This is a genomic window from Streptomyces sp. CA-111067, from assembly GCF_050956065.1.
Classification (GTDB): Bacteria; Actinomycetota; Actinomycetes; order Streptomycetales; family Streptomycetaceae; genus Actinacidiphila.
The window spans coordinates 3,471,718-3,496,279 of the sequence record NZ_CP192103.1; the positions used below are offsets into that span (position 1 = coordinate 3,471,718).

Consider the following 24,562-nt stretch of genomic DNA (forward strand, 5'->3'; position numbering starts at 1 on the left):
GACCTTGCGTCTCCTGTAACGCCAGTCTACGCTGCGAGAAGTAGAGACGTTCCGTCTCTTATGATGCTCGATGAGGGCCCCATGAGCGGTACGCGTACCAGCCCCGCCCCCGGCGCCAAGCCCCCAGGGCTCGATCGGGACGTGCTCACACGCGCCCTCGTCCTCGTCCTCGGGGCCGTCGCGCCGCTGCTCGACAGCACCGTCGTCAACGTCGCCCTCCGCGACCTCGGCCAGGACCTGCACGCGGGCGTCGGCACCGTGCAGTGGGTCAGTACGGGGTATCTGCTCGCGCTCGCCATGGCCGTGCCGCTCAGCGGGTGGACGGTCGAGCGGTTCGGGGCGCGCCGGATGTGGCTGCTGTCGCTGCTGCTGTTCCTCGGCGGCTCGCTGCTGTGCGGGGCCGCCTGGAACATCGGCGCGCTGATCGCCTTCCGGGTGGTCCAGGGGGTCGGCGGCGGGCTGATGATCCCGATCATGCAGACGCTGCTGATGCGGTCGGCGGGCGGCCGGCAGATCGGGCGGCTGATCGCGGTCGTCAGCCTGCCCGCGCTGGTCGCGCCGATCTTCGGGCCGGTGATCGGCGGGCTGGTCCTCAGCCACTGGAGCTGGCGCTGGATCTTCTACGTCAACCTGCCGATCTGCCTCGCCGCCGTCGCACTGGCGCTGCGCCACCTGCCCGCCGACGGCCCCGGGCGGCCCGGCCTGCGGCTCGACGTACGGGGCCTGCTGCTGCTCTCCCCCGCGCTGGCCGCCGTGATCTACGGGCTGTCGTCGGCCGGCGGCGGCGGTTTCGTCCGGGTACAGGTGCTCGCCCCGGTGGCGTGCGGGGCGGCGCTGCTCGCCGTGTACGCCCGCACCGCGCTGCGGACCCCGGCGCCGCTGATCGACCTGCGGCTCTTCCGGGTGCGCTCGTTCAGCGCGTCCTCGGCGCTGCTGTTCCTGTCGGGGCTCGCGATGTTCGGCGCGATGCTGCTGCTGCCGCTGTACTACCAGCAGGTGCGGGGGCAGGGCGTGGTCGCGGCCGGGCTGCTGCTGGCGCCGCAGGGGGTCGGCAGCCTGCTGGCGCGGGGCGCGGGCGGGCTCACCGACCGGATCGGGCCGCGTCCGGTGGTACTGGGCGGGATCGCGCTGACCGCGCTCGGCACGGTGCCGTTCGCGTTCGGCGTGCGGCACACCGACTACTGGGTGCTCGGGGCCGCGCTGGTGGTGCGGGGCGCCGGGCTGAGCGCGGCGAACATGGCCGTGATGGTCGGCGCCTTCCGCGACCTCGCGCCGGACGAGATCCCGCACGCCAGCAGTACGACGCGGATCATGCAGCAGGTGGGCGGGTCGTTCGGGGCGGCGGTGCTCGCCGTCATCCTGCAGCGGGAGCTGGCGGGGTCGGGTGGCCAGGCCGCGGCCGCTTACGGGCACACGTTCACCTGGGCGCTGGGGTTCACGGCGCTGGCGGTGCTGCCCGCGCTGCTGCTGCCGTCCGCGGGGAGGCCGGCGGGCCCGGCAGGTCCGGCGGACGTGGCGGGCGCGGCGGACGCGGCCTCCCCGTCGAGCACGGAACGCACGAAAGGGCGGCGGGACCGTTGAAGGTCCCGCCGCCCTTTCGGCCGGTTCGATCAGTTCGCGCCAGGCGCTGATCGGGCCGATCAGTACGCCGAGTTGACGTTGTCCATCGAGCCGTACCGGTCCGCCGCGTAGTTGCAGGCGGCGGTGATGTTGGCGACCGGGTCGTAGATGTTCATCGAAGTTCCGGACACGTGGTACGTGTTGAACGTCGGCTGGATCACCTGGAGCAGACCCTTCGAGGGAATGCCGTTCTGGGCGTTGATGTCCCACAGGTTGATCGCCTGCGGGTTACCGCTCGACTCGCGAATGATGTTGCGGTGAATTCCCTCGTAGGAACCGGGAATACCCTTGGCGTGCATGATGTCGAGCGACTGGCGGATCCAGCCGTCAAGGTTGTTCGCGTAGGTCTTGGTGACCGCGGCCTTCTTCGGGGCGGCCTTCTTCGGCTGCGCGACGATCGCGACGCGCTTGGTGGAACGGTTCGCGGCCTGCTTGTCCTTCGCGCGCTCGGCAGCGGCGGCAGCGGCCTTCTTGGCGGCGGCCTTCGCGTTGGCGGCCTTGGTCGCCGCGGCGGCGTCGGCCTTCTTCTTCGTTGCGGCGGCGGCCTGGTCAGCGGCCTTCTTCTTGCTGGCGGCGGCCAGGTCCTGCTTCTTCTGTGCGGCGTCCTTGATGGCCTTCTGCGAGGCCATGCCGGCCTGCGGGCCGATCTGCTTGACGGCCGCGCCCTGCTCGGTCTTCGCACCGGCCAGCGGGCTGGAGCCCTTGGCGTTCTGGGATACGGAGAACCCGGCAGGGTCACCCGCCGCGGTCGCCGATCCTGCTCCGGCGGTCGCTTCCAGGCCCGTGACACTCAGAACGACAGCGGCTGCGGCTGCGGCACCGGCAACCGTGATCTTGTGCTTCTTCGACAGGCGGTTGAAGGCGTTGAACGCGGGGAGCTTCTTCGGGATCGCGGAGAAACGCATGCGGGACTTTCCTCTTCCGTTGGGGACCTGTGAATTGTTAGAGGTAGCGAATTCATAGGTCAAAGACCCCCTCTACGAATGGCATTCGTAGGTGGCGGGGAAGAGGAGCTGAAATTCCGGGTGGATCGGCATGGGCGTGCGCTTCCGCATTAACTAAGCGGCTTAGTATGTGACGCACGTCCTATCGAGGACGTCACAAGGGGGCGCCCTCCCGATCGCTCAGTGTGACGAGGAGGGCGCTTTATGTGAGTGAAAGTCGGTATTTAGCGGGCCGTATCGGACGGGGCTTCCGCGGAGGCGGCGGGCGGGGTCCCAGTGCCGGCGGCGCGGGCGGTGCGGGCGTGGGCCAGCAGCTCGTCGACCGTCCACTGGTCGTATGCGTGCTCGCCGTACTTCACGGCAAGCAGCCGGCCGTCCGGGGCGAAGAGGAAGTCGGCGGGCAGGCCGAGCTGGCCGCCGTTCGGCATGACCGGCGCCAGGCGCTCGCGGCGCCGCAGCACGCCCCACATCGACGTACTGACCGCCCGCGCCAGGCCCGGCCAGGCCCGCGGGTCGAGCGCGGCCCGGGCGGAGGACTCGACGCCGAACTCCCGGTAGAGCTTCTTGTCCGGGTCGCCGACCACCGCGAACGGCAGGTCGGCGGCGTATTTGCGCAGCTCCTCGTCGGTCGAGTGGAACACCACCACCTCGCGGACGCCCGCGGCCTCGATCTCGCCGGCCCGCCGTACCACCGACCTCAGATGCAGACTGCACACCGGGCACCCGGCGAACCTCCTCAGCTGGAGGTGCACCAGCCGCTCCGGGTCCGGCACGGGGACGTCCTCCCCGGACATCGCGGCCAGCTCACGTGGAGCCGGCGAATCCCCCACGGCAAAGATCGTTTCGCTCCTGCGCACGGCGTGCTCCCATCTGATCGGCGTCATCGATACGTCGTACGAGCGGGACGGAACCGGTAGAGCGTCATCTTCATGTGTACCCGCAGCGGTCAACACCCTTGCCTACAAAGGAAATTCCGCCAGCCGCGCCCTGGCGGCGGCGCGCACACCGGCCTCCTCCATCGGATCGTCGCGGAGCGTGACGAGCCGTGCCCGCACGATCGGCAGGTCCGGCGCGGAGCCGCAGGCCAGCAGGCGGGCCGGGGTCTCGCAGTCCCACAGCGACTCGGTGAGGGCCAGCGCCAGGCCGACCGGGCCGTCCGGGCCCCTGGCGCCCTCCGGGGGCTCGGGGGCGATGACCGCCAGCGCCTTCAGATAGGCGGGCCGCTCGTACGAGTGCGGGGTGAGGGCCCACAGCCGGCGCAGTACGGGTGCGGCCTCCGCCGCCTCCGGCCCGAACCGGGCCAGGCCCTCCGCCAGGCTGTGGGGCCCGCACCACTGGCGCCGGTCCCACAGCGCGGTGAGCTCGTCGACCAGCAGCGGCAGGTCACGGTGCTCGCCGTGCGCGGCCAGCACGTCCAGGCCGAGGTCGGCCCGCCACGTCCGGGGGCCCGATGCCCATGCGCGGGCGGCCGGGACGGCGAGGGCGCCGAGCCGCAGGACCGCCTGCCGGAGGCCGACCAATGACCAGCGGTCGTCCTCGGTGCCGAGGGACGGGACCAGGGGGATCAGGGCGGGGTCCGGGGGGCGGGCGGACAGGGCGCGGAGGGCGTTCACCTTGGGCTGGGTGGACGCTCCCGGGTCGGCGAGCAGCGCCAGCAGGGCGCCGGTGCTCATCGCCCGCTCGGCGAGACCGGGCGGGCGGGGCGGCCGGGCACCCGGCCTGGTGATGCCCCAGCGGGGCCAGGGGGCGGCGTGCCACAGCGGGGAGTCCGTCCCGGTCAGCCGGGCGCGGGCGACGTCGGCGAGGTCGTCCCACCAGGACGGTGGCCACACCTCGGCCACCGATTCCAGTACGTCCACCCAGTGCTCGCCGTTCCGGATGTACGCGCGCAGGGCGTCGCGCGCCTCGCGGGCGTCGGCCGTGTCCGGCAGGGCCAGCAGCCGCAGCACCTCGGCGGCTCTTGCGCAGGAGTACGCGTCGGAGGCGAGCTGGGGGGTGAAGGTGGTGGCGGGCAGGCCGCAGTCGACGGCCAGACGGGCCAGGTAGAGGGAACGGTCATCGACGGCGTCCCAGCGGCGGTCGTTCGCCACCGCGTCGCTGACGAGGGCGGCGACGGCGGCTCGGTCCTCCCCGGCCCGGAGCGCGCCCAGGCCCCGGCCGCGCTGGACCAGCCCGGTCAGGGTGCGGGCGGGGGCCCACACCCACTCGTCGCCTGCGGCGGGCGCGCTCCCGGTGTCGTCGGCGTTCACCGGACGGAGCTTGCCGGAGCGGGGGCGCTGCCGCGAGGTGTTTTACGGCCCGGCCCCGGCCCGCAACCGTTGCGACCGTCTCCCGGCTACCGCCCGGCGCCCGGCTGAGCGCGCAGTTCCCCGCGCCCCCAAACAACCGGGGCACCCCCGGCCGGGACGAGCCCCGAAGGGGCGCGGGGAACTGCGCGGCCAGCCACAGCGGACCGGGAGATGAGGACGGTCCGAAACCGTTACGGCCGCATCCCGACCACCGCCCGGCGCCCGGCCGAGCGCGCAGTTCCCCGCGCCCCCAAACAACCGGGGCACCCCCGGCCGGGACGAGCCCCGAAGGGGCGCGGGGAACTGCGCGGCCAGCCACAGCCGACCGGGAGATGGGGACGGCCCGAAACCGTTACGGCCGCATCCCGACCACCGCCCGATGGGTGGCCGAGCGCGCAGCTCCCCGCGCCCCCAAACAACCGGGGCATCCCGTAACGCCAAGCAGCCGCTCGCCCGGGGCGCGCCGGGGGAGGGCGAATGGAGCGCCTATGTATATAGGGGACAGAAGCGGCTATACGCGGTGCACCTCGACGCCCGCCTCCGTGAGGGCGGAGGTCGCCGAGGTGGGGGCGGAATCGTCGGTGATGACCACGTCGAGGGCGGTTGCCGGGGCTGCGGCGGCCAGGGCCGTGCGGGAGAATTTGGCGGCCTCGGCCACGGCGATCACGCGGCGGGATGAGGCGATCGCCGCGCGTTTTACTGCCGCGTCGGCCAGGTCGTAGGCCGTCAGACCCTCCCCCGCCGTGAGTCCGCAGCACCCGATGATCGCCGTGTCGAAGCGCAGCGCGGTCAGGGACGCCTCGGTCAGGGGGCCGGTCAGGGCCAGCTCGCCGGGGCGGGGCTCGCCGCCGGGGAGGAGGAGTTTCAGCTGGGGGGCGCCGGTCAGGGCGTTGGCCGCGTGCAGCGACAGGGGGACGACGGTCAGCCGGCGGTGGGCGAGCAGGCGGGCCACCTCCAGGCAGGTGGTGCCGCTGTCCAGGACGACGGACTCGCCCTCGGCGATCATCCCGGCCGCCTCGGCGGCGATCCGCCGCTTCGCCTCGACGTCGTCCTGCACGCGCAGCGCGAACGGCGGCTCCTCGCCGCGCAGCAGCAGGCTCCGCGCCCCACCCCGGTACCGTTCGAGCACGCCCTGCTCGGCCAGAACCTCCAGGTCACGGCGGACGGTCATCTCGGACGCGCCGGTCAGCTCGGCCAGTTCCGCCACGCTCAGCCGGCCGGTCTCGCGTACCGCCTCGGTGATCTTCCTCAGTCGTTCCGCACTCGTCACACCCCACATCGAACACCGCACGTGTTCAAAGTGCAACTTTACAAACACGATGGACGTTCGTTACGTTCGCACGCATGGACAGATCCCTACGGGCCGGCCGCCAGGCCACCTTCGCCTTCTTCGCGCTCAACGGCTTCGTCATGGGCATGTGGATCGTGCACATCCCCGCCGTCGAGCACCGGGTCGGCATCAGCCACGCCGTACTCGGCTGGCTGTTGCTGCTGCTCGGCGGCGGCGCGTTCGCGGGGATGCAGCTGGCCGGGCCGCTCACCGACCGGATCGGCGCGCGCAAGGTCGTGCCCGCGAGCGCCGCGCTGTGCGGCGCGGCCGTCGTCCTGCCGGGGCTCGCCACCGCGCCCTGGGCGCTGGGCGCGGCCCTGCTGGTGCTCGGCTTCGGCAACGGCTGCCTCGACGTGAGCATGAACACGCACGCGGTGCAGGTGGAACGGGGCTACGGGCGGCCGATCATGTCCGCGTTCCACGCGGTGTTCTCGGTGGGGGGCGTGATCGCCTCGCTGATCGGGGCGGTGACGCTCCGCTGGGGGTGGGGCGCGGCCGGGACGCTCGGCGGGGCGGCGGTCTTCGCGCTCGCCGCGACCGCGCTGGCCGCGCGGGGCCTGCTCGGGCAGCGGGCGGCGGGCCCCGGGGCGGACGGTGAGGTGCCGGCCGGCGACGGTGCGGTTTCCGCCGGCGACGGCGCGCTGTCCGCCGGCGACGGTGGCGTGCCCGGCGGTGACAGTGCGGCGCCCGTGGCCGCGCCGGGCGGCGCCGACGTTTCCGCGCGGCGCAAGACGCCCCGGCGCATCTGGGCGCTCGCCGCACTCGCCCTCATGCTGATGCTCTCCGAGGGCGTGGCCAACGACTGGAGCGTGCTCGACCTGCGCGACGTGCTGGACGCGCCCGCCTCGACCGCCGCGCTCGCGTACGGGGCGTTCGCCACGGCGATGACGGTGGGACGCTTCCTCACCGACCGGGTGGCGGCGCGGTTCGGGGCGGTCGCCGTCCTGCGGTACGGGGCGGGGATCGCGGCGGTCGGGCTGACGACGGCCGCGTTGTCGCCGGGGGTGGCGCTCGCGCTGGTCGGGTGGACGGTGTTCGGGATCGGGCTCTCCGGCTGCATCCCGCAGTTGTTCAGCGCGGCGGGGCACTTCGACCAGGAGGCGGCCGGGGCGAATGTGTCGCGGGTGGCGGGGCTGGGGTACCTCGGGATGCTCGCGGGGCCCGCTGTGATCGGGCCCATGACGCACTTCATTCCGCTCAACGTGGCCTTCTTCCTGCCCGTGGGCTTCTGCGTGATCGCCTGCGCGACGGCCGGAATGCTGGACGCGCCGGGCGACCGGGCGGGGCGCGCCTCCGCACCCGAGGGCCGGGCGGCCGACCCCGAACTCCTGGACTGCTGACCGCCGTTCCCCGCCTGCTCGGGGGACGGCACGAGGGCTGCCCCGCCTGCACGAAGGTCTACTGCTGCCGGCGCGGGTCGAGGAGGTTCTCGGCCTGCTGCGTGCGCCGGTAGTACACGCGATGGCCGTGCCGCGTGCGGCTCAGCAGGCCGGCGCGATGGAGGCGCGTGAGGTGGTACGAGACGGTGGACGCATCCAGGTGGTGGAGTTCGGCCAGGTCACCGGTGGTGAGAGGCTGGCTCAGGCAGGCCAGCAGCCGGTGCCGGGTCGCCCCCAGGACGTCGGCGACCGGGCGGCTGTCCGGTTCGGCGGGCCGGCCCGTGGGGGCGTGCGACAGGGGGTAGCAGAGCATCGTGTCGTGGCTGAGCAACGGGTCGAGCCCCGGGGTCAGTTGGCCCCCGGTGACGGTCGGAATCATGATGACCGCCGGCGCGTGCGAGAGCGTGACGCTGAAGGTGCTGCGGATGCTCAGCGTTCCCTCGCACCAGCTGACGTCCGGATGAACAGAGCCCAGAGCGGCGCCAGTTCCCTGCTCGGCCATCACCCGTGAGCGGGCGTTGATCTCGATCTCCACCCGGTCGCGGATGGCCGGCCAGCGCGGGGCGAGCGTGTGGTGCCACAGGGCGTGCAGCTCCCGAGCGGTTCGCTGGGCGAACGCCGTTTCCCCCCGGTCGAGTTGGTCGCGGATCGGGGCGGACAACTCGGTGCCGGTGAAGCCGTCACGCCCCGAACCCGTGGTGAACAGGGCGATCTCCTGGATCAGCCGGGCCGGCGGCAGCGTCTCGATCTGGTGCAGCTCGTCGTCAAGAGCGGGGGCGAACCGGTCGGGCGTGGGGCTGATGAAGTCCGGCAGCCACACACGTCCCTGAACGAGCCCGGCCAGCAGGGGCATCCTCTCGTGCAGCAGCCGCAGCGGAGCACGGTACCGGCCGGCCGCGCGGGCACCGGCCGGCGGCCTGGCCGCGGCGGACAGGACTCCGAACAGCTCGGCCATCGGCGATATGGCGAACCTTGTCCTGGCGAGTTCGGCCGGTTCCATGGTCAGACGCAGCATGATGCCTTCCGGTACGGAGTCGGACGGTTCACGGACGCGGCAAGCCAAACATTTGAGCCTCATCGAATCAATTGCCTTATCGGCCAACTTCCGCGTTTACTCGGGGTCTTGCGGGACTCGTCGAATCAAGGGAGAGACCTGAATTGAAACGTCGAATCGGTATTGCCATGGCAGCCTCCGCCTGTGCGCTGGGAACGGCCTTCGCCTTCGCGGCGCCGGCCAGCGCAGCGGACCAGACCAGGGTGGATGTGCCCAACCACCCCAACACCGGGCACGCTGACTGGAAGAAGTCGACCCACCACGGCTGGGTGTGCGACGACGCCTCGGACGGCTACCAGGTGTACGCCTACTGGTACTTCAGTAACGGCGGGTCGAGCCCCCGCATAAACGCGCCCGCGCATACCGGCGGCACGACCGGGAATGGCTGCGTCGACTACTACCCGGGCGACACGGTCTCGGTGACGACTGTCGAGGTGTGCCTCAATATCCCGAACGGCTTCGACCCGTGCGGCGACAAGAACACATAGAGGGGGTCACGGGGTCGCGGGGTCACGGGGTCACGGGGTCCACACCGTGACCCCGCGCAGCCGGGGGGAGAGCGTGGCCGCCGCCGTCCGGATCGCCGACGCGGAAGGCATCGAGGCCGCCTCGATGCGCCGGGTCGCCACCGAGGTCGGCACCGCGACGACCGCGCTCTACCGGTACGTCGCCCGCAAGGACGACCTCCTGGAGCTGATGATCGACAGCGTCTTCGGCGAGCAGCCGCCGCCCGCGAAGCCGTCCGGCGGCCGGCAGGCCGACCTGCGGCTGTTCGGCCGATGGAGCAGGGCGCTGACGCTGCGGCACCCGTGGATGGCCTTCCTGTCGGCCGGCGCCACCTTCGGTCCGAACCGGCTGCGGTCAGCCGAGTACGTCTTCGGTGCCGCCCAACCGCTCGGCCTGGACATCGACCGGATGATGGCCGCGGTGGACGGCGCCGGCTGACGCGGGGCGCGACCCCCCTCCGGCCGCCGCACGTACGGTGAAACCGCTGGTCGACGCGGCGCCGAACGCTGCGGCGCGGCGCGCGCAAGTAGGAGGTGGGGCCGGACGGATCCGGCCTCAGGAGGAGGGGCGATGACCAGGTCGCACATACCGCGGGGCGGCGGCGGGGACGAGCTGCCCGACGGGGGTAACGGCGGTGGCACCGGCGGGAGTTGCGCGGACGATCCGGGCGGCGACCCGCGCGGCGACGACGCCGCGCTGCTGGCCCGTTCGGCCCGCGAACCGGAGTCCTTCGAGCCGCTGGTCGGCCGGCACTCGACCGCACTGCACGGCTATCTCGCCCGGCGCGCGCCCAGCGCCGCCGACGACCTGCTGTCCGAGGTGTGGCTGCGGGCCTTCGCCGGACGCGCCGGCTTCGACCCGGCGAAGGGCACCGTACGGGCCTGGCTGTTCGGCGTGGCCCGGCACGTGCTCGCCGCGCACTGGCGGGGCACCGAGGCCACCGGGCCGGACGTTCCCGAGCCGATCGCCGACCCCTGGTACGCGGTGGACGCGCGCCTCGACGCGGCGGCGGTGGCCCCGTTGATCCGCCGCACCATGGTCGAACTTCCGCACGTGGAACGGGAGTTGCTGCTGCTCGTGATCTGGGAGCAGCTCACCCCGGCGGAGGCCGCGGACGTGGTGGGAGTGCCGCAGGGCACCGCCAGATCCCGGCTGCACCGGGCCCGCGCCCGGCTGCGCGAGGCCATCGACCGATCGTCACTGACCAGCCTGACAGGAGAACGCGCGTGAGCACCGACGAGCAGAACTGGCTCCCGGCCGGCTCGGACGCCGGCACCGACTTCGACGCCGACTTCGACCTGACCGGTCTCGACACGCTGACCGCCGCCCGCGACGTACCGCCGCCGTCCGCGACCGTCCTGGCCTGCGCCCAGGCCGTGATCCTGGCCGCCGTCCAGCGCGAGGAGCCGGCGGAGCCGGTCCCGGCCCCCGCCCGCCCGCGGCGCACGCGCCGCTGGATCGTGGCCGGCGTCGCGGTGGCCGCGGTCGCCACCGCCGCGGCCGTCCTGCCGGTGGTGGACTTCGACGGCAGCAGCGCGGCGAACGCGTCGGCGGCGACGACGTTCCTGAACAAGACCGCGGACCACGCGGGGGCGCAGGCGGACCACCGGGGAAGGTACTGGAAGGTCCAGCTCCTGTCGCCCGACTCCCGCGACCCGCTCGGCTACACCTCCTGGGAGACCAGGGACGGAGGGTACGCGTCCGACGGACACGGGCATCTCAGGCACTGGAGCAAGCCCGAGGCGTCCCGTGTCGGCCCCGACGGCAAGCAGGTGCCGCTGACGAGGCAGACGTACTGGGGCGGCCCGTCCACGGCCGCGGTCACCTGGGACCAGGTGGCGGGCCTGCCCACCGACCCCGAGGCTCTGCGGGAGCGGCTCGACCCGCACGACCCGCGACTGCCCGGCGCGGTGTACGAGACCGCTTCGGACCTGCTCGCCAGCGCTCCCGTCACCTCGCGGCAGCGGGCCGCGCTCTACCAGGTGATCGCCTCACTGCCCGGCGTCCACCTCGACGGCACGGCCAAGGACGAGCTGGGGCGCACCGGCACCGCTGTCAGCATGACGCAGCGGTTCGTCGCCAAGGGACCGGTGGTCACCTGGACGCTGCTGATCGACCCGGACACGGGCAAGGTGCTCCAGAGGTCGGACGACGGCCGGAAGGGCCCGCTCAACCCCGCGACGTACGTGTTCACCGGGTGGACGGACAAGATCGCCTGACCGCCCCGCCGGCGGACCCGGGCCCCGTCACTCCAGGGCGTCGGCCAGTGCGTCGAGGACGGCGACCACGCCCTCGGGGCCCGGGACCACCAGGTCGGCCTGGGCCAGCAGCTCCGCCGGGGACTCGCCCGTTCCCGCGCTCGCCACCAGCAGGCCGGGCAGGCCCTGCTCTCGGCGCTCCTGGACGGCGCCGAACGCGGCGAGGTCGCCGAGGTCGTCACCGGCGTACAGGACGCAGGAGGCGTCCACCTCGCGCAGGTACTGGGCCAGCGCCACGCCCTTGTCCACGCCGGGCGGGCGCAGCTCCAGAACGTAGCGGCCCGGCTCGATCATCAGGCCGTGCCGCTCGGCGAGGCCGGTCAGCGGCTCGCGCAGCGCCTCGAAGGCGGCGTCGGGGTCGTCGGTGCGGCGGGTGTGGACGGCGACGGCGCGGCCGCCCTTGTCCTCGATCCAGGTGCCGTGCCAGGCGCCCGCCTTGTCGAGGAAGCCGGGGAGTTCGGCGCGGACGGCTGTCACGCCGGGGTGGTCGCCGGGGGTGTGCACCTCGCTGGTGTGCGCGTCCCAGCGCTCGGCGCCGTAGTGGCCGAGCACGACCAGGTGGTCGAGGGCCGGGACGCCCGCGAAGCCGCCGTAGCGGACCGCGACGCCGGCCGGGCGGCCGGTGACCACGGCGACGGCGGCCAGGTGCGGGGCGAGGCGGGTGAGGGCCGGGACGGCGCCGGGGTGGGCGCGGGCGGATTCCGGGTCGGGCACGATGGGGGCGAGCGTGCCGTCGAAGTCGAGGGCGACGACTGCGCGTTCGGGCCGCGCGAGCAGGGCTGCGAGGCCTTCCTTTCCGGCGGGGGTGGCGGGGGCGAGTACGTCGGCGGAGGCCATGTCGCCGACTTTACCCGGGCGGGGCCGCGCCAACCCTGCACGTGGCTCGCGCCCGGCGTAACGAGGTGCCCCGGCTGGGGCGAGCGATCCCCTGCGGGTCCGATGTGGCTTGTCGCGCAGTTCCCCGCGCCCCTTTACACGCGCTCCCCTTACGCCCGGCGTAACAGACACCCCGGCTAAGGCAAACGGTCATGTGCAGGCCCGCTCTGGCTGGTGGCGCAGTTCCCCGCGCCCCTGAAAAGCGCTCCGCTCGCGCCCACGCGGCGGAGCCGCACACCAGACACAGCCCCGCGCCCCTTTACATGCGCTCCCCTTACGCCCGGCGTAACAGACACCCCGGCTAAGGCAAGCGGTCATGTGCAGGCCCGCTCTGGCTGGTGGCGCAGTTCCCCGCGCCCCCGAAAAGCGCTCCGCTCGCCCCCACGCGGCGGAGCCGCACATCAGACACAGCCCCGCGCCCCTTTACACGCGCTCCCCTTACGCCCGGCGTAACAGACACCCCGGCTAAGGCAAGCGGTCATGTGCAGGCCCGCTCTGGCTGGTGGCGCAGTTCCCCGCGCCCCTTGAAAAACGGTCCGCTCGCCGGGGGCGTCAGCGGGCGGCGCGGCGGGTGGCGCGGGCTTCGCGGAGGCGGTTGATGGTGGTGGGGGCGTGGGAGAGGGCGCGGGGGTCGTCGAGGAGGGCGTTGAGGAGTTGGTAGTAGGCGGTCGGGGACATGCCGAGGCGTTCGCGTATGGCGCGCTCGCGTGGGCCGGGGGCGGTCCAGTTGGCCGCCGCGATCTCCAGCACGGCCACGTCCCGTTCGGACAGACCTTCCGCCGTCATCGAACCTCCCACCGTCCATCCCCAGCCGCCCGCAGGGCGATCCCCGCCGGGTGGGCGCCCGTCCCCGCGTGGGCGGGTGGCCGTTGTCTCCCCTGCTGCCCGCAGGGCAATCCTCGCAGATCGGCCCCGACCCGGCACCACCCCGGCGATCTTCTCGCGGAGTGGACTAGACCTCTAGTACGTTAACGGCGAGACTGTCCTCGTGAGACATGTCATCGCCCTCGATGTGGGCGGCACCGGGATGAAGGCCGCGCTGATCGCGGCGGACGGCACGCTGCTGCACGAGGCGCGGCGTGCCACCAACCGGGAGCGCGGGCCGGAGGCCGTCGTCAGCGGGATCCTGGGCTTCGCCGACGACCTCCGCGCGCACGGCATACGCGAGCACGGCGAGCCGGCCGCCGCCGCGGGCGTGGCCGTTCCCGGGATCGTGGACGCGGCCAACGGCATCGCCGTCTACGCCGCCAACCTGCGCTGGACGGACGTCCCGCTGCGCGCGCTGCTGTCGGAGCGGCTCGGCGGCGTGCCCGTCGCGCTCGGCCACGACGTCCGCACCGGCGGCCTCGCCGAGGGCCGGATCGGCGCGGGCAACGGCACCGACCGGTTCCTGTTCGTCCCCCTCGGCACCGGCATCGCCGGCGCGATCGGGATCGACGGCCGGATCGAGGCCGGCGCGCACGGCTACGCGGGCGAGATCGGGCACGTCGTGGTCCGGCCCGACGGGCCCGAGTGCGGCTGCGGGCAGCGCGGCTGCATGGAGGCGCTGGCCTCGGCCGCCGCGGTCTCCCGCGCCTGGGCCGCGGCCAGCGGCGACCCCGAGGCGGACGCCGCCGACTGCGCCCGCGCCGTCGAGGCCGGCGACCCGCGGGCGGTGGCCGTCTGGGGCGACGCGATCGACGCGCTGGCCGCCGGACTGGTCACCGGCATCACGCTGCTCGACCCCCGCGTGCTGATCATCGGCGGCGGGCTCGCCGAAGCCGGGGACATCCTCTTCGGGCCGCTGCGCGCGGCAGTCGAGGCACGCATCACCTTCCAGAAGCTCCCCCTCATCGTCCCCGCCGCACTGGGGGACACCGCAGGATGCCTGGGCGCCGGCCTGCTCGCCTGGGACCTACTCTCCGTGGAGGTAACCGCCTGATGGCCGCCGTAACGACAACGCACCGCACGGTGCTGGCGGGTGCCCGCGTGGCCCTGCCCTCCGGTGTGGTGGAACGCGGCCGGCTGACGGTCGAGGGCACCCGGATCACCGGGACCGGCACGGACCACGACCCGTCGGCGAACGGCAGCAACGGCCGCGCCGTAAACGCGGACGGCGCCGGCGAACCGGCCGGCACGACGACCGTGGAGCTGGCCCCCGGCCACCTCGTCGTCCCCGGCTTCGTGGACATCCACAACCACGGCGGCGGCGGCGCGTCCTTCACCTCCGGCACCGTGCAGGACATCCTCACCGGCGTCCGCACCCACCGCGAGCACGGCACCACCACGGTCGTCGCCTCCACCGTCACCAACACCCTTGAGGCGCTGACCCGGCAGGCCGGACTGCTGTCCGAGCTGGTCGAGCAGGGCGAGTTGGCCGGCATCCACTACGAGGGCCCGTTCATCTCGCCGTGCCGCAAGGGCGCGCACGACGAGGGGCTGCTGCGCGACCCCGACCCGGCCGACGTCCGCAAACTCGTCGACGCCGCGCGCGGCACCGCCAGGATGGTCACGCTGGCGACCGAACTGCCCGGCGGCATCGACTCGGTGCGGCTGCTGGCCGAACTCGGCGTGATCGCGGCCGTCGGGCACACCGACGCCACGTACGAGCAGACGAAGGCGGCCATCGACGCGGGCGCGACCGTGGCCACCCACCTGTTCAACGCGATGCCGCCGCTCCAGCACCGCGAGCCGGGACCGATCGCGGCGCTGCTCGAAGACGACCGGGTCACCGTCGAGTTGATCAACGACGGCACCCATCTGCACCCGTCCGTCCTGGAGTTGGCGTTCGGCACCGTCGGCGCCGGCCGGGTCGCGTTCATCACCGACGCGATGGACGCGGCCGGCTTCGGCGACGGGCTCTACGAGCTCGGGCCGATGAAGGTCGAGGTGCGGGAGGGCGTGGCGCGGCTGGTCGAGGGCGGCTCCATCGCCGGTTCGACGCTGACGCTCGACACGGCGTTCAAGCGGGCCGTCACGGTGGACGGCCTGGCGCCGGACGACGTGGTGCGGGCGATCTCCACCAACCCGGCCCGGCTGCTGGGGCTTTCGGACCGGATCGGGACGCTGGAGGCCGGCAAGGACGCGGATCTCGTCGTCCTCGACGAGGAGTACGAGGTGGTGGGCGTGATGCGCAAGGGCGAGTGGGTGGTCCGGCCGGCGTGAGGCGCGGGCCCGCCACCTTCGCGGCGGCGGGCGTGAGGCGCGGGCCCGTCACCTCGGCGGTGGCGGCCGGCGTCCGCCTCACAGATGGGTAAAAAGCGTCCGACCCGCTCTGGGCCGGGCGCTTTTGTTTTGCCATCATCAAGAGGTGATCATCACCGTCACGCTGAACGCCGCGCTCGACCTGACCTACCGGGTGGCCGCGCTGCGCCCGCACACCACGCACCGGGTGCTCGACACCGTGGAGCGGCCCGGCGGCAAGGGCCTCAACGTCGCCCGGGTGCTGGCCGCGCTCGGCCACCCCTGCACCGTCACCGGATTCGCCGGCGGCGCGCCCGGCGCCGAACTGCGGCAGCGTCTCGCCGCGACCCCCGAGGCGGCCGGCGGCCTGCTCACCGACGCGCTGCGGCCGGTCGGCGGCGCCACCCGCCGTACGGTCGGCGTCGTGGACGTCTCGACCGGCGACACGACGATGTTCAACGAGCCGGGGCCGACCGTCACCGCCGCCGAGTGGGCGGACTTCCTCGACACCTACCGGGGCCTGCTCGAAGCGGGGGACGTCACGGCGGTCGCGTTGTGCGGCAGCCTGCCGCCCGGGGTGCCGGTGGGCGCGTACGCGGACCTCGTGCGGGAGGCGCGGGCGACGGGGGTGTTCGTCCTGCTCGACACGCACGGCGAGCCGCTGCGGCGCGGGGTGGCCGCGCGGCCCGACCTGATCAAGCCGAACGCGGAGGAGCTGGCCGGGCTCACCGGCTACTCCGAGCCCGGGCGGGCGGCGCGGGACGCGCGGCGGCGCGGGGCCCGGGCGGTGGCGGCGTCGCTGGGGGCGGAGGGCATGCTTTTGATTTCCGAGGAGGGCGGGTGGCGGGCGGTCGCGCCCGAACGACTGGCCGGGAATCCGACCGGGGCGGGCGATTCGGCCGTGGCCGGCCTGCTGTCCGGGGTGGCCGAGAAACTCTCCTGGCCGGAGCGGCTGGCGCGGGCGGTGGCCTTGTCCGCGGCGACGGTGGCCGCCCCCGCGGCGGGAGAATTCGCCCCGGCCACCTACACGTCCACTTTGCCCCGGGTCACGGTGACCCCGGCCCCGGCATAGCCCCGCGAAGGCCGTCCCCCGGCCGCCAGGCCGGTGGTGAGCTGGCGCCGCGGGGCGCGAGCGGACCGCTTTTCAGGGGCGCGGGGAACTGCGCGACAAGCCACAACGGCGAGAAAGCCGGCAACGGACCGCGACCCCGGCGGCGGTAGCCGAAGGGGCGCGGGGCTGTCCCCGATATGCGGCTGGCGCCGCGCGGGCGCGACAAGCCACAACGGCGGGCCGGCCGGGAACGGGCCGCAACCGCAGCGGCGGGGCGCCTCCGCAGGAGCCCGGGCTACTTCTGGACCTGCCCCTGCTTCAGCCAGACCTGGTCGAGGTTCACGCCGCACACGTCGCCCTGCCCACAGCTCAGCGCCAGCGTGTTCGCCCCCTTGTTGAGGTTCACGTACGCGTACGTGGAGTCACCCCACGCCTTCGACCAGTCCGTGTCGTGGTTCCAGTTGCTCAGGTGCACCGGGGTGTCGCGCGCGGTGCCGTTGACGGCGAGGCTGAGCGTCGCGTCCTTGCCCGCGTTGCCGTAGCCGACGAAGAGCGTGTAGTCGCCGTCGGTCGGCACCGTGACCGTCCACGTGACGCTGGCGCCCACGTTGTCCATGTGGTCCACGTACGTGCCGCCCGCGGCCTTCGCGCCCGGCCACTGGGTGCTCGGCACCGCGCCGCCGGCCAGCGCCAGCGTCGACACGTCGGTGGTCTTGGAGGCGAACGGCGGCGGGGTGGTCGGGGCCGCGGCGGTCTTGCTGGGCGCGGCGGAGGTCACCGGCGGGGTGGTGGGCTTGTCGTCCGCCTGGTTCTTGCCCTTGTCGCCGCCGCCGTTGGTCATCGCGAAGGCGATCACTATGGCGACCACGGCCACCACGGCGACGGCCGCGATCACCAGGCCCTTGCGGCTGCGCTCGGGGCCGGGCCCGCCACTGCCGGGACCACCGCCGGAGCGGTGGCCGCCCGCGGGGGGCTGCTGGTCGTACTGCTGCTGGCCGTACGAAGGCTGCTGCTGCCCGTACGCCTGCTGGCCGCCGTACTGCTGCTGCCCGTACTGCTGGGTCTCGCCCGGGGCCTGCTGGGCCGGCTGCGGGTAGCCGTAGCCGCCCGTCTGGCCCTGCCCCTGCCCCTGGCCGGGGCCCTGGCTGGCGTAGCCCGGCTGGCCCGGCTGCGGGTAGCCGTACGCGCCCGCCTGCGGCTGCTGCGCGGGGCGGCGGCTGCCCACCGGCTGGACCTGGTGGTGCGACGTGCGCGGCGTGCCCGGCCGGCCCCCGGCCGGATCGGCCTGAGGCTGCTCCTCGGCGCCCTCCGAACGGTAGAGATACGCGAACGGGTCGTCGTTCTCCGGGGTGCCGTCGTTTCCGACCGTCATCCGCTGTCCACTCCCTCTTACTGCCTTACCGCACACGCATCGCGAAGGTTGACGCGGCGCTGTGGTATTCGGGAACACTACCGGCCCCGGACGACACACCGCTCAGACCTTGGACGCATCACCAGGTCAGGAAGGTTCCCTGTGACCAGTCACACCCCAACCGTCACGTACCGTTAACCTCGTGGACGACGAGTGGCTGCCCTGGCAGGACGCGATGTCGCGGGCGCTCTACGGGCCCGGCGGCTTCTTCGTCCGGGAGCGCCCGGCGGCGCATTTCCGCACGTCCGTGCATGTGTCGCCGCGGTTCGCCGGTGCCGTCGCCGAACTGCTCCTACAGGTGGACGCGGCGCTCGGGCAGCCGGCCGTCCTGGACTTCGTGGACATGGGCGCGGGCGGCGGCGAGCTGTGCGCGGGCGTGCTGGCCGCGCTGCCCCCGCAGGTGGCGGCCCGCACTCGGGCGCACGCGGTGGAGCGTTCGGCGGCCCCGGCGGGGCTCGACCCGCGGATCGAGTGGCGCCGGGAGCCGCCGGCCGGGGCGCACGGGCTGCTGTTCGCCAACGAGTGGCTGGACAACGTGCCCGTAGGGGTGGCAGAGGCTTCCGGGGGGCCGCCGCGGTATGTGCTGGTCAGGGCGTCGGACGGCGCCGAGCGCGCGGGCGCCCCCGTCACCGGGCCTGACGCGGAGTGGCTGGCCCGCTGGTGGCCGCTGGCCCCCGGCTCCGGTCACCGCGCCGAGATCGGCCTCGCCCGGGACACCGCCTGGGCCACGGCCGTCGGCGCCCTGTCCGCGGGGCTCGCCGTGGCCGTGGACTACGCCCACGGTCGTACGGACCGGCCCCCGTACGGCACGCTCACCGGCTACCAGGCCGGGCGCCAGGTCCTCCCCGTACCCGACGGCAGCCGCGACCTGACCGCCCACGTGGCCATGGACGCCCTCCCCGGCACCACCTGCTCCCAGCGCGCCGCCCTGCACGCCCTCGGCCTGCACGGCGCCCGCCCGCCCCTCGCGCTGGCCGCGTCCGACCCGGCCGCCTACGTCCGCGCGCTCGCGGCGGCCTCGGAGGCGGCGGAACTCACCGCGGCGGGCGGCCTCGGCGACTTCACCTGGCTGGCGACGCCGGTGGGGCCGGCCTGTACGGGGCTGCTGCCGCAGGGCCCGGGCTAAGGCTGGAGCAGCTTCGCCTCGGTCTGCGGGTCGAGACCGACCCGCGGGCAGTCCGGACGCTGCGGGGCCTCGCCGCCGATCGACCGCAGCCAGCGCCAGGTGTCGGCGACCGTCTCGCCGACCGGACGGCAGCGCAGCCCCGCGGCCAGCGCCTTACCGGTGTCGGAGCCGTGCATCGTGGCGTGCAGCTCGCCCGGCGGGATCCAGACCGGGAGCTGCGTCCAGGGCTCGATGCCGGCCGCCTCGATCACGGCGGGATCGGTCCAGCGCAGTTCGGCGGCCGAGCCGGTCGCGGCCACGCACGCGTCGAGCAGCCCGCCCATGGTGGTGTGGCCCGGCGCGCTCACCAGGTCATACGGCCCGCCCCGGCCGGCCTCCACCGCGTCCAGCGTCCAGGCCGCCCACTCGCCGCCGGCGGCGCTCGCGGTTCCCCGGACCGGCGGTCCCGGTCAGGACGGCGGCGCCGGGCGCGGGCCCGGTGCCGTCCGGGTTTTCCGCCCCCGGTGGTCGATGCGGTTCGTTTCCGGGCGCGGGCCCGGTTGCCTGCCGTTTTTTCCCACCCCGCCCGCCCGTGCGGGTGCGTCCTTGGGTGCACGTTTTCTGGTGGGTGGGGTCGGTGCCGGTCCGTGGCACCTCCTCGGATTTCCTCCGCGCGGGTTTCGTCGTCGACTGCACGCCGGTCTGTCGGAAATCCTGCGGGGGCACCCCGGCCCGTCCCCTCCCGGGCCGGACGGCGGCTTTGAGGCCGCGGGGGGTGATCGGCGCGGGAGGGCCGGTGTGGGCCGGCATCCGTTGGCGGCTTGCGGTGAGTTCCCCGGGGCAACTTCCGTCACGCCTGACACGGTGGCGGTCGGCGGGGTTCAATTGCCCCATGCTGCGCAGAGGAACGTCGTCCGCCGCCGTTGTCTTCGTCGCGTGCGTGGTCGCCGCCCTCACGTCGTGTTCCTCGGACTCTTCGGGCGAGTCGGCTGCTGAAGGCAAACCCAGCGGGTCCGGCCCCACGGGGACGGTGACGCCGTCGGCCGCGCCGACCAGGCCGTGCGGCGACGGGACGTGCGACATCAAGGTCGCGGTGGGAGACATCGTGAACGTGCCGGCGACGTACGGTCTCGGGCCGATCAAGGTGACGGCGATCGGTGGCGGCAGGGTCGAGATGGCCGCACCGGTGACGGGGTCGGGCTACAGCGTCTCCGGCTGCTCCGGCGGCGGCAGCGTGTCGTCGGCGGGCGGCGGCGGTGTCGGATTCAGCTGCGGCGAGGGACCGGCCGCGACCATCAACGAGGCGATGAGCCTGAAGGTCGTCCACATCGTGGGGAAGACCGCCGTCCTCAGCATCAAACCCGCCAAGTGATCCCCGGCGCCGACATCCCTTGACCGGTGGCTGCGGGCGGCCCGGCCGGCCCGATCGGCAGAGATCAGACCGAGGTGGCCTGCAAAACGTAGACACGCTCATGCCGGATGACGGTCAGGTACTCGAACATCCCGCCTTCCACATATGCGGTGGCAACGCCCGGACCGACGCCTTGGTAGTCCGAACCGTCAAGGTAGAGCTCGGTTCGTACTCCCACGCCCACGTCACGCGCCCAACTCCCGGTGTGCCGCTCGGACGATGTCGCCCGCTTCCCGCACCGCCTTCCGCGACAGTTCGGGATCCTCGGCCTCTGCGGCGACCTGCTCGGCCCGGTGCAGCCTCCGCGCCGTCTCGGGCCGGCGTTCGATCTCCGCGACGACCGCCCAGCGCAGCAGGAACATGTGGACCGGTGCGAGCGAGTTCTGCTCGACCGCCATCGCCAGGGTCTCGTTCTTCTCCCACTCCATCTCCGCGAGTCGATAAGGCGCGAGCTTGGCGATCGCCTCGCGGAGGGCGTCGGGAGTGCGGTCGGGCCTTGGCGCGATCGGTGCGTCGTGGGGCAGGGACTCTGCTGTCATCGTTTCCTCCGGCGCGCCGGGCAGAGGCGCCAGCATCCAGGATGCCGCAAACGCGCACTACCTGTCGGCCTCCACCGCGAGGTGCGCGACCACCCGCACCACCACCGCACCCGCGTCTCGGTCTTCGACCAACCAGCACCAGCCAACGAACCCGCACTCCCACCGATCACCCCCCGCGGCCTCAAAGCCGCCGTCCGGCCTGGGAGGGGACGGGCCGGGGTGCCCCCGCAGGATTTCCGACAGACCGGCCCGCACCCGAAAACGAAACCCGCACGGAGGAAATCCGAGGAGGTACCCCGGACCGGCACCGACCCCCACCCACCAGAAAACGTGCACTCAAGGACGCACCCGCACGGGCGGGCGGGTGGGAAAAAACGGCAGGCGCGGCGCCCAGCCGTGAAATCGAACCGCACCACCCACCGGGCGAAAGCCCCGAAGGCCCCGGCGCCGAGCCGGGGACCCCGGTCAGTCCGGGAGTTGGGACAGCGTGTAGCTGTCCACGCCGTGCAACGGCGAGGTTGTGGACAGCACCGTCCCGTCCGCCGACGCCAGCGTCAAAGGCGGTTGGCCGGGAAGGCCGACAGGAGGCGGAACCTGCCAGACAACGATCATCGTGCCGGTGTCCGGAACCAGAATCCGTCGGCCCCCCAGGCCGACAAACGCCACCTCCGCCGCAACCTGAAGCGCCGTGCAGCCGATCCAAGGCGCCTGCCCCACCAACTCGCGCCCGTGCTCCAGCCGATACGCCATGCTCCGCGTGCCCGCTCCTGCGTACACCTCGGCCATGCCGAGGTGGCCCGGCTCGCCCGCCGCCAGCCGCCGGGCAGCGGACGGCAACGGGTCGACCGGGCGGACGGAGCCGCCGCCCACCCACCGCCACGTGCCGTCGGCGCGACGTTCAAGCAGCTGCTGGAACGACACCGCTCGCCGCGCCGAGCCCGGCCGCCGTACGAGCCAAAGCGCCGCGACCCCGCGGGCGTCATCGACGTCCGCGGCCACCACCGTGAACCACCACCGCGGCAGCCACCACGGCTGAAGCGGGCGCCCGCCGGCGATCCACCGGAAGACGCGCATCGCGATCCGGTCGGCCAGCGGGTCCTGCCAGAACCGCAGGCCGGGCGGACGCGTCACGCCCTCCGGTAACGCCAACCGCCGCCGCCGCACGATGCCCAGGCCCATACCCCGACCGTACGCACGCCCGTGCCACCCGGGAACCCGCCCGCGGCGGCGGTGACGATTCCGGGACGATCCGAACCGGGAAGCACCCCGTCGCCGGCAACGGAGCCCAGGCCGGGAGGCCCAGCATCCGAACCGGGCAGCGACCCGCCCCGCGCAGGGGCGACCTGAGAGGATGGGGGCATGACGGAGACCACCATCGGGATCGGCGGCGCGGCCGAGGGCACCGACATGGTGCTGAACATCGGCCCCCAGCACCCCTCCACCCACGGCGTGCTCCGCCTGCGGCTCGTGCTCGACGGGGAGCGGATCCAGTCAGCGGAGCCGATCGTCGGCTATATGCACCGGGGCGCGGAGAAGCTGTTCGAGGCCCGGGACTACCGGCAGATCATCATGCTGGCGAACCGGCACGACTGGCTGTCGGCGTTCTCCAACGAGCTGGGCGTCGTCCTCGCCGTCGAGCGCATGCTCGGCATGGAGGTGCCGGAGCGGGCCGTCTGGACCCGCACGCTGCTCGCCGAGCTGAACCGGGTACTGAACCACCTGATGTTCCTCGGCTCGTACCCGCTCGAACTCGGCGGCATCACCCCGATCTTCTACGCATTCACCGAGCGCGAGCAGCTCCAGCACGTGATGGAGGAGGTCTCCGGCGGCCGGATGCACTACATGTTCAACCGGGTCGGCGGCCTGAAGGAGGACCTGCCGAACGGCTGGACCGGCCGCGCCCGCGCCGCGGTCTCCGGGGTGCGGGCCCAGCTCGGGCGGATCGACGAGCTGGTGATGGGCAACGAGATCTTCCGCGGCCGCACCCGCGGGGTCGGCGTGCTCGCGCAGTCCGACGTGCACGCGTTCGGCGTCAGCGGGCCGATCGCGCGCGGCTCCGGCGTGGACTTCGACCTGCGCCGCGACGAGCCGTACCTCGGGTACGGGGAGCTGGCGGACACGCTGAAGGTGGTCACCAGGACCGAGGGCGACTGCCTGGCCCGCTTCGAGGTGCTGCTCGAACAGGCCCACAACTCGCTCGACCTCGCCGACGCCTGCCTGGACCGGATGGCCGAGCTGCCGCCGGGGCCGATCAACCAGCGGCTGCCGAAGGTGCTCAAGGCCCCGGAGGGGCACACCTACGCGTGGACCGAGAACCCGCTCGGCATCAACGGCTACTACCTGGTGTCGAAGGGCGAGAAGACGCCGTACCGGCTGAAGCTGCGCTCGGCGTCGTTCAACAACATCCAGGCGCTGACGGTGCTGCTGCCCGGCACGCTGGTGGCGGACATGGTCGCGATCCTGGGCTCGATGTTCTTCGTGGTCGGCGACGTCGACAAGTAGCCGGCCCCGGGCCTCGCACCCGCCGAACGCCGGGCCCGGACCTAGCTCGACGCCTTCGTCGTCCGCAGCGGGGTCATGTCGAACTGCTCCGTGTCGTCGTGCGGCGTCAGGTCGATGACCTCCGGCTCCTCCGCCGCAGGTTCCCCCGCCGCGGGCCCCTCCGCCAAAGGTTCCTCGGCCGTGGTCTCCCCGGCCTCGTCCACGACGTCCTCCTCCGAGGACACCCCATCCCGCTCCCCCGGCGGAATCCCCTTCGTCCCGAAGAAGTCGAACCCCCCGATCGCCCGGTTCCCATGCGGCGCGTTCGGGTCGGCCGGCGACCGCGGCGGCTGCGCGTACGGCAGCACCGCCGCCGCCACCGCCGGCACCAGCCGGTGTTCGCGCACCGGCAGCCCTGCCGGGGACACCCGGGCCCCGTCGGCACCGGGCTCGGTCCGGGTGTGCCGCCCGATCCGGTCCTCCTCGGGCGACGCGGCCTCGCGGGCCCGCGCCTCGGCGACCGTACGTTCGGCCTGCTGCCTGGCCCCGTTGCGGGACAGGTCCCGCAGCGCCTGCTCGGCGCGCAGGAAGGCGGCCGGGCCGATCGGCGACGGCGCGGTCAGGGCGAGTGCCTTGGGCGCGCCCTCGATCTGGAGCCTGCGCTTGCTCTCCAGCGCCCGGGCCCGCTCGCTCTCGGCGGTGGCGTAGCGCCGCAGCAGCTCGGCGTGCTCGGTGCGCAGCCGGGCCAGTTCGCCCCGCTTGCCGCGCAGTTTCTTCTCCAGCCGGCCGCGGATCTCCCGCGACTCCTCCAGGTCGGACTCGACCTCGGCTATCCGCTCGTCGGTGCGCCATTCCTCGCGCACCCGCGCGTTCTCCAGCTCGGCGACCCGGTGGCCGGCGGACCGGTCCCAGGTGCGGGCCAGCGCCGCCCCGGCGCACGCGGCGACCGCGGTGGCGATCGTGAGCATCCGGACCACACCGGTATCGGAGACGGCAAGGGAGGCGACGGCGAGTGCCGCGGCACTGCCCGCGACGGTCAGCGGCGGCAGCATCCTGTGCAGCGGCTGCGAATGGCGGTGACGTCCACGGGGCATGGCCAGAAATTTAGCGTGCGGGGGACCTTCATGGGGCGGCGGGGTGGTTATT

23 protein-coding genes and 1 pseudogene are annotated in these 24,562 nt (G+C 73.5%); 12 read left to right on the plus strand and 12 right to left on the minus strand.

Annotation, left to right across the window (positions count from 1 at the left end; translation table 11 throughout):
• Positions 1-81: 81 nt before the first annotated feature.
• Positions 82-1,581, plus strand: coding sequence for an MDR family MFS transporter (locus ACQPW6_RS15105; protein ID WP_433890144.1), 1,500 nt, complete (start codon positions 82-84; stop codon positions 1,579-1,581).
• A gap of 59 nt (positions 1,582-1,640) precedes the next feature.
• Here the strand turns inward: ACQPW6_RS15105 and ACQPW6_RS15110 are convergent, their stop codons facing one another.
• The 4 genes from ACQPW6_RS15110 to ACQPW6_RS15125 form a co-directional block, all read right to left on the minus strand.
• Positions 1,641-2,525 carry a transglycosylase SLT domain-containing protein gene (locus tag ACQPW6_RS15110; protein ID WP_433890145.1) on the minus strand — a complete coding sequence of 295 codons (885 nt, stop codon included), beginning with the start codon at positions 2,523-2,525 and terminating at the stop codon, positions 1,641-1,643.
• Between the two features lie 263 nt (positions 2,526-2,788).
• The gene (locus ACQPW6_RS15115; protein ID WP_433890146.1) at positions 2,789-3,394 is read right to left on the minus strand and encodes a peroxiredoxin-like family protein; all 606 of its coding nucleotides are present in this window, start codon (positions 3,392-3,394) and stop codon (positions 2,789-2,791) included.
• A 129-nt stretch (positions 3,395-3,523) separates the two neighbouring features.
• A complete protein-coding gene (locus ACQPW6_RS15120; protein ID WP_433890147.1) occupies positions 3,524-4,813 on the minus strand; it encodes a hypothetical protein in 1,290 nt (429 codons plus the stop codon).
• A 550-nt stretch (positions 4,814-5,363) separates the two neighbouring features.
• Positions 5,364-6,122, minus strand: coding sequence for a DeoR/GlpR family DNA-binding transcription regulator (locus ACQPW6_RS15125; RefSeq protein ID WP_433890148.1), 759 nt, complete (start codon positions 6,120-6,122; stop codon positions 5,364-5,366).
• A gap of 74 nt (positions 6,123-6,196) precedes the next feature.
• Between ACQPW6_RS15125 and ACQPW6_RS15130 the strand changes: the two genes are divergently transcribed.
• Positions 6,197-7,522, plus strand: coding sequence for an MFS transporter (locus ACQPW6_RS15130; protein ID WP_433890149.1), 1,326 nt, complete (start codon positions 6,197-6,199; stop codon positions 7,520-7,522).
• 58 nt (positions 7,523-7,580) lie between these two features.
• Here ACQPW6_RS15130 and ACQPW6_RS15135 read toward each other — a convergent pair whose 3' ends face one another.
• On the minus strand, positions 7,581-8,576 hold the full coding sequence (locus ACQPW6_RS15135) for an ArsR/SmtB family transcription factor (RefSeq protein WP_433890150.1): 996 nt from the start codon (positions 8,574-8,576) through the stop codon (positions 7,581-7,583).
• Between the two features lie 143 nt (positions 8,577-8,719).
• Between ACQPW6_RS15135 and ACQPW6_RS15140 the strand changes: the two genes are divergently transcribed.
• From ACQPW6_RS15140 to ACQPW6_RS15155, 4 genes are all read left to right on the plus strand, one after another.
• Complete coding sequence (locus ACQPW6_RS15140) at positions 8,720-9,103, plus strand: hypothetical protein (RefSeq protein WP_433890151.1); 384 nt, start codon at positions 8,720-8,722, stop codon at positions 9,101-9,103.
• A gap of 46 nt (positions 9,104-9,149) precedes the next feature.
• Positions 9,150-9,560, plus strand: a complete 411-nt coding sequence (locus ACQPW6_RS15145) for a TetR/AcrR family transcriptional regulator (RefSeq protein WP_433890152.1) — start codon at positions 9,150-9,152, stop codon at positions 9,558-9,560.
• Between the two features lie 132 nt (positions 9,561-9,692).
• A complete protein-coding gene (locus ACQPW6_RS15150; protein WP_433890153.1) occupies positions 9,693-10,352 on the plus strand; it encodes an RNA polymerase sigma factor in 660 nt (219 codons plus the stop codon).
• Positions 10,349-11,341, plus strand: coding sequence for a CU044_5270 family protein (locus tag ACQPW6_RS15155; protein ID WP_433890154.1), 993 nt, complete (start codon positions 10,349-10,351; stop codon positions 11,339-11,341). The genes ACQPW6_RS15150 and ACQPW6_RS15155 overlap by 4 nt, the downstream gene beginning before the upstream one ends.
• 27 nt (positions 11,342-11,368) lie before the next feature.
• Here the strand turns inward: ACQPW6_RS15155 and otsB are convergent, their stop codons facing one another.
• Positions 11,369-12,217: a trehalose-phosphatase gene (otsB, locus tag ACQPW6_RS15160; protein ID WP_433890155.1), complete on the minus strand. Its 849-nt coding sequence runs from the start codon at positions 12,215-12,217 to the stop codon at positions 11,369-11,371.
• A gap of 591 nt (positions 12,218-12,808) precedes the next feature.
• Positions 12,809-13,042: a DUF3263 domain-containing protein gene (locus tag ACQPW6_RS15165; protein WP_433890156.1), complete on the minus strand. Its 234-nt coding sequence runs from the start codon at positions 13,040-13,042 to the stop codon at positions 12,809-12,811.
• A 202-nt stretch (positions 13,043-13,244) separates the two neighbouring features.
• Between ACQPW6_RS15165 and ACQPW6_RS15170 the strand changes: the two genes are divergently transcribed.
• The 3 genes from ACQPW6_RS15170 (at position 13,245) to ACQPW6_RS15180 (ending at position 16,490) form a co-directional block, all read left to right on the plus strand.
• Complete coding sequence (locus ACQPW6_RS15170) at positions 13,245-14,177, plus strand: ROK family protein (protein ID WP_433890157.1); 933 nt, start codon at positions 13,245-13,247, stop codon at positions 14,175-14,177.
• Entirely contained in the window at positions 14,177-15,400 is a 1,224-nt protein-coding gene (nagA, locus tag ACQPW6_RS15175; protein ID WP_433890158.1) for an N-acetylglucosamine-6-phosphate deacetylase, read from the plus strand. Before ACQPW6_RS15170 ends, nagA begins: the two co-directional genes overlap by 1 nt.
• 145 nt (positions 15,401-15,545) lie before the next feature.
• The gene (locus ACQPW6_RS15180; RefSeq protein ID WP_433890159.1) at positions 15,546-16,490 is read left to right on the plus strand and encodes a 1-phosphofructokinase family hexose kinase; all 945 of its coding nucleotides are present in this window, start codon (positions 15,546-15,548) and stop codon (positions 16,488-16,490) included.
• A gap of 274 nt (positions 16,491-16,764) precedes the next feature.
• Here the strand turns inward: ACQPW6_RS15180 and ACQPW6_RS15185 are convergent, their stop codons facing one another.
• Complete coding sequence (locus ACQPW6_RS15185; RefSeq protein WP_433890160.1) at positions 16,765-17,841, minus strand: carbohydrate-binding protein; 1,077 nt, start codon at positions 17,839-17,841, stop codon at positions 16,765-16,767.
• A 214-nt stretch (positions 17,842-18,055) separates the two neighbouring features.
• On the opposite strand from ACQPW6_RS15185, the gene ACQPW6_RS15190 reads away from it, so the two are divergent.
• Positions 18,056-19,006: an SAM-dependent methyltransferase gene (locus ACQPW6_RS15190; protein WP_433894537.1), complete on the plus strand. Its 951-nt coding sequence runs from the start codon at positions 18,056-18,058 to the stop codon at positions 19,004-19,006.
• Here the strand turns inward: ACQPW6_RS15190 and ACQPW6_RS15195 are convergent.
• Positions 19,003-19,455: pseudogene (locus tag ACQPW6_RS15195) on the minus strand (reductase); the annotation flags it as partial. The gene ACQPW6_RS15190 and the pseudogene ACQPW6_RS15195 sit on opposite strands and share 4 nt — an antisense overlap.
• A gap of 422 nt (positions 19,456-19,877) precedes the next feature.
• Here ACQPW6_RS15195 and ACQPW6_RS15200 point away from each other — a divergent pair.
• Positions 19,878-20,357: a hypothetical protein gene (locus ACQPW6_RS15200; protein ID WP_433890161.1), complete on the plus strand. Its 480-nt coding sequence runs from the start codon at positions 19,878-19,880 to the stop codon at positions 20,355-20,357.
• 224 nt (positions 20,358-20,581) lie between these two features.
• Here ACQPW6_RS15200 and ACQPW6_RS15205 read toward each other — a convergent pair whose 3' ends face one another.
• On the minus strand, positions 20,582-20,935 hold the full coding sequence (locus ACQPW6_RS15205) for a DUF6247 family protein (RefSeq protein ID WP_433890162.1): 354 nt from the start codon (positions 20,933-20,935) through the stop codon (positions 20,582-20,584).
• 465 nt (positions 20,936-21,400) lie between these two features.
• Positions 21,401-22,114, minus strand: coding sequence for a hypothetical protein (locus tag ACQPW6_RS15210; protein ID WP_433890163.1), 714 nt, complete (start codon positions 22,112-22,114; stop codon positions 21,401-21,403).
• A 180-nt stretch (positions 22,115-22,294) separates the two neighbouring features.
• Here ACQPW6_RS15210 and ACQPW6_RS15215 point away from each other — a divergent pair, with 180 nt between their 5' ends.
• On the plus strand, positions 22,295-23,437 hold the full coding sequence (locus tag ACQPW6_RS15215) for an NADH-quinone oxidoreductase subunit D (RefSeq protein WP_433890164.1): 1,143 nt from the start codon (positions 22,295-22,297) through the stop codon (positions 23,435-23,437).
• 41 nt (positions 23,438-23,478) lie between these two features.
• Here ACQPW6_RS15215 and ACQPW6_RS15220 read toward each other — a convergent pair whose 3' ends face one another.
• Positions 23,479-24,510 (minus strand): hypothetical protein, encoded by a 1,032-nt coding sequence (locus ACQPW6_RS15220; RefSeq protein WP_433890165.1) that lies wholly within the window; start codon positions 24,508-24,510, stop codon positions 23,479-23,481.
• Between the last annotated feature and the right edge of the window lie 52 nt (positions 24,511-24,562).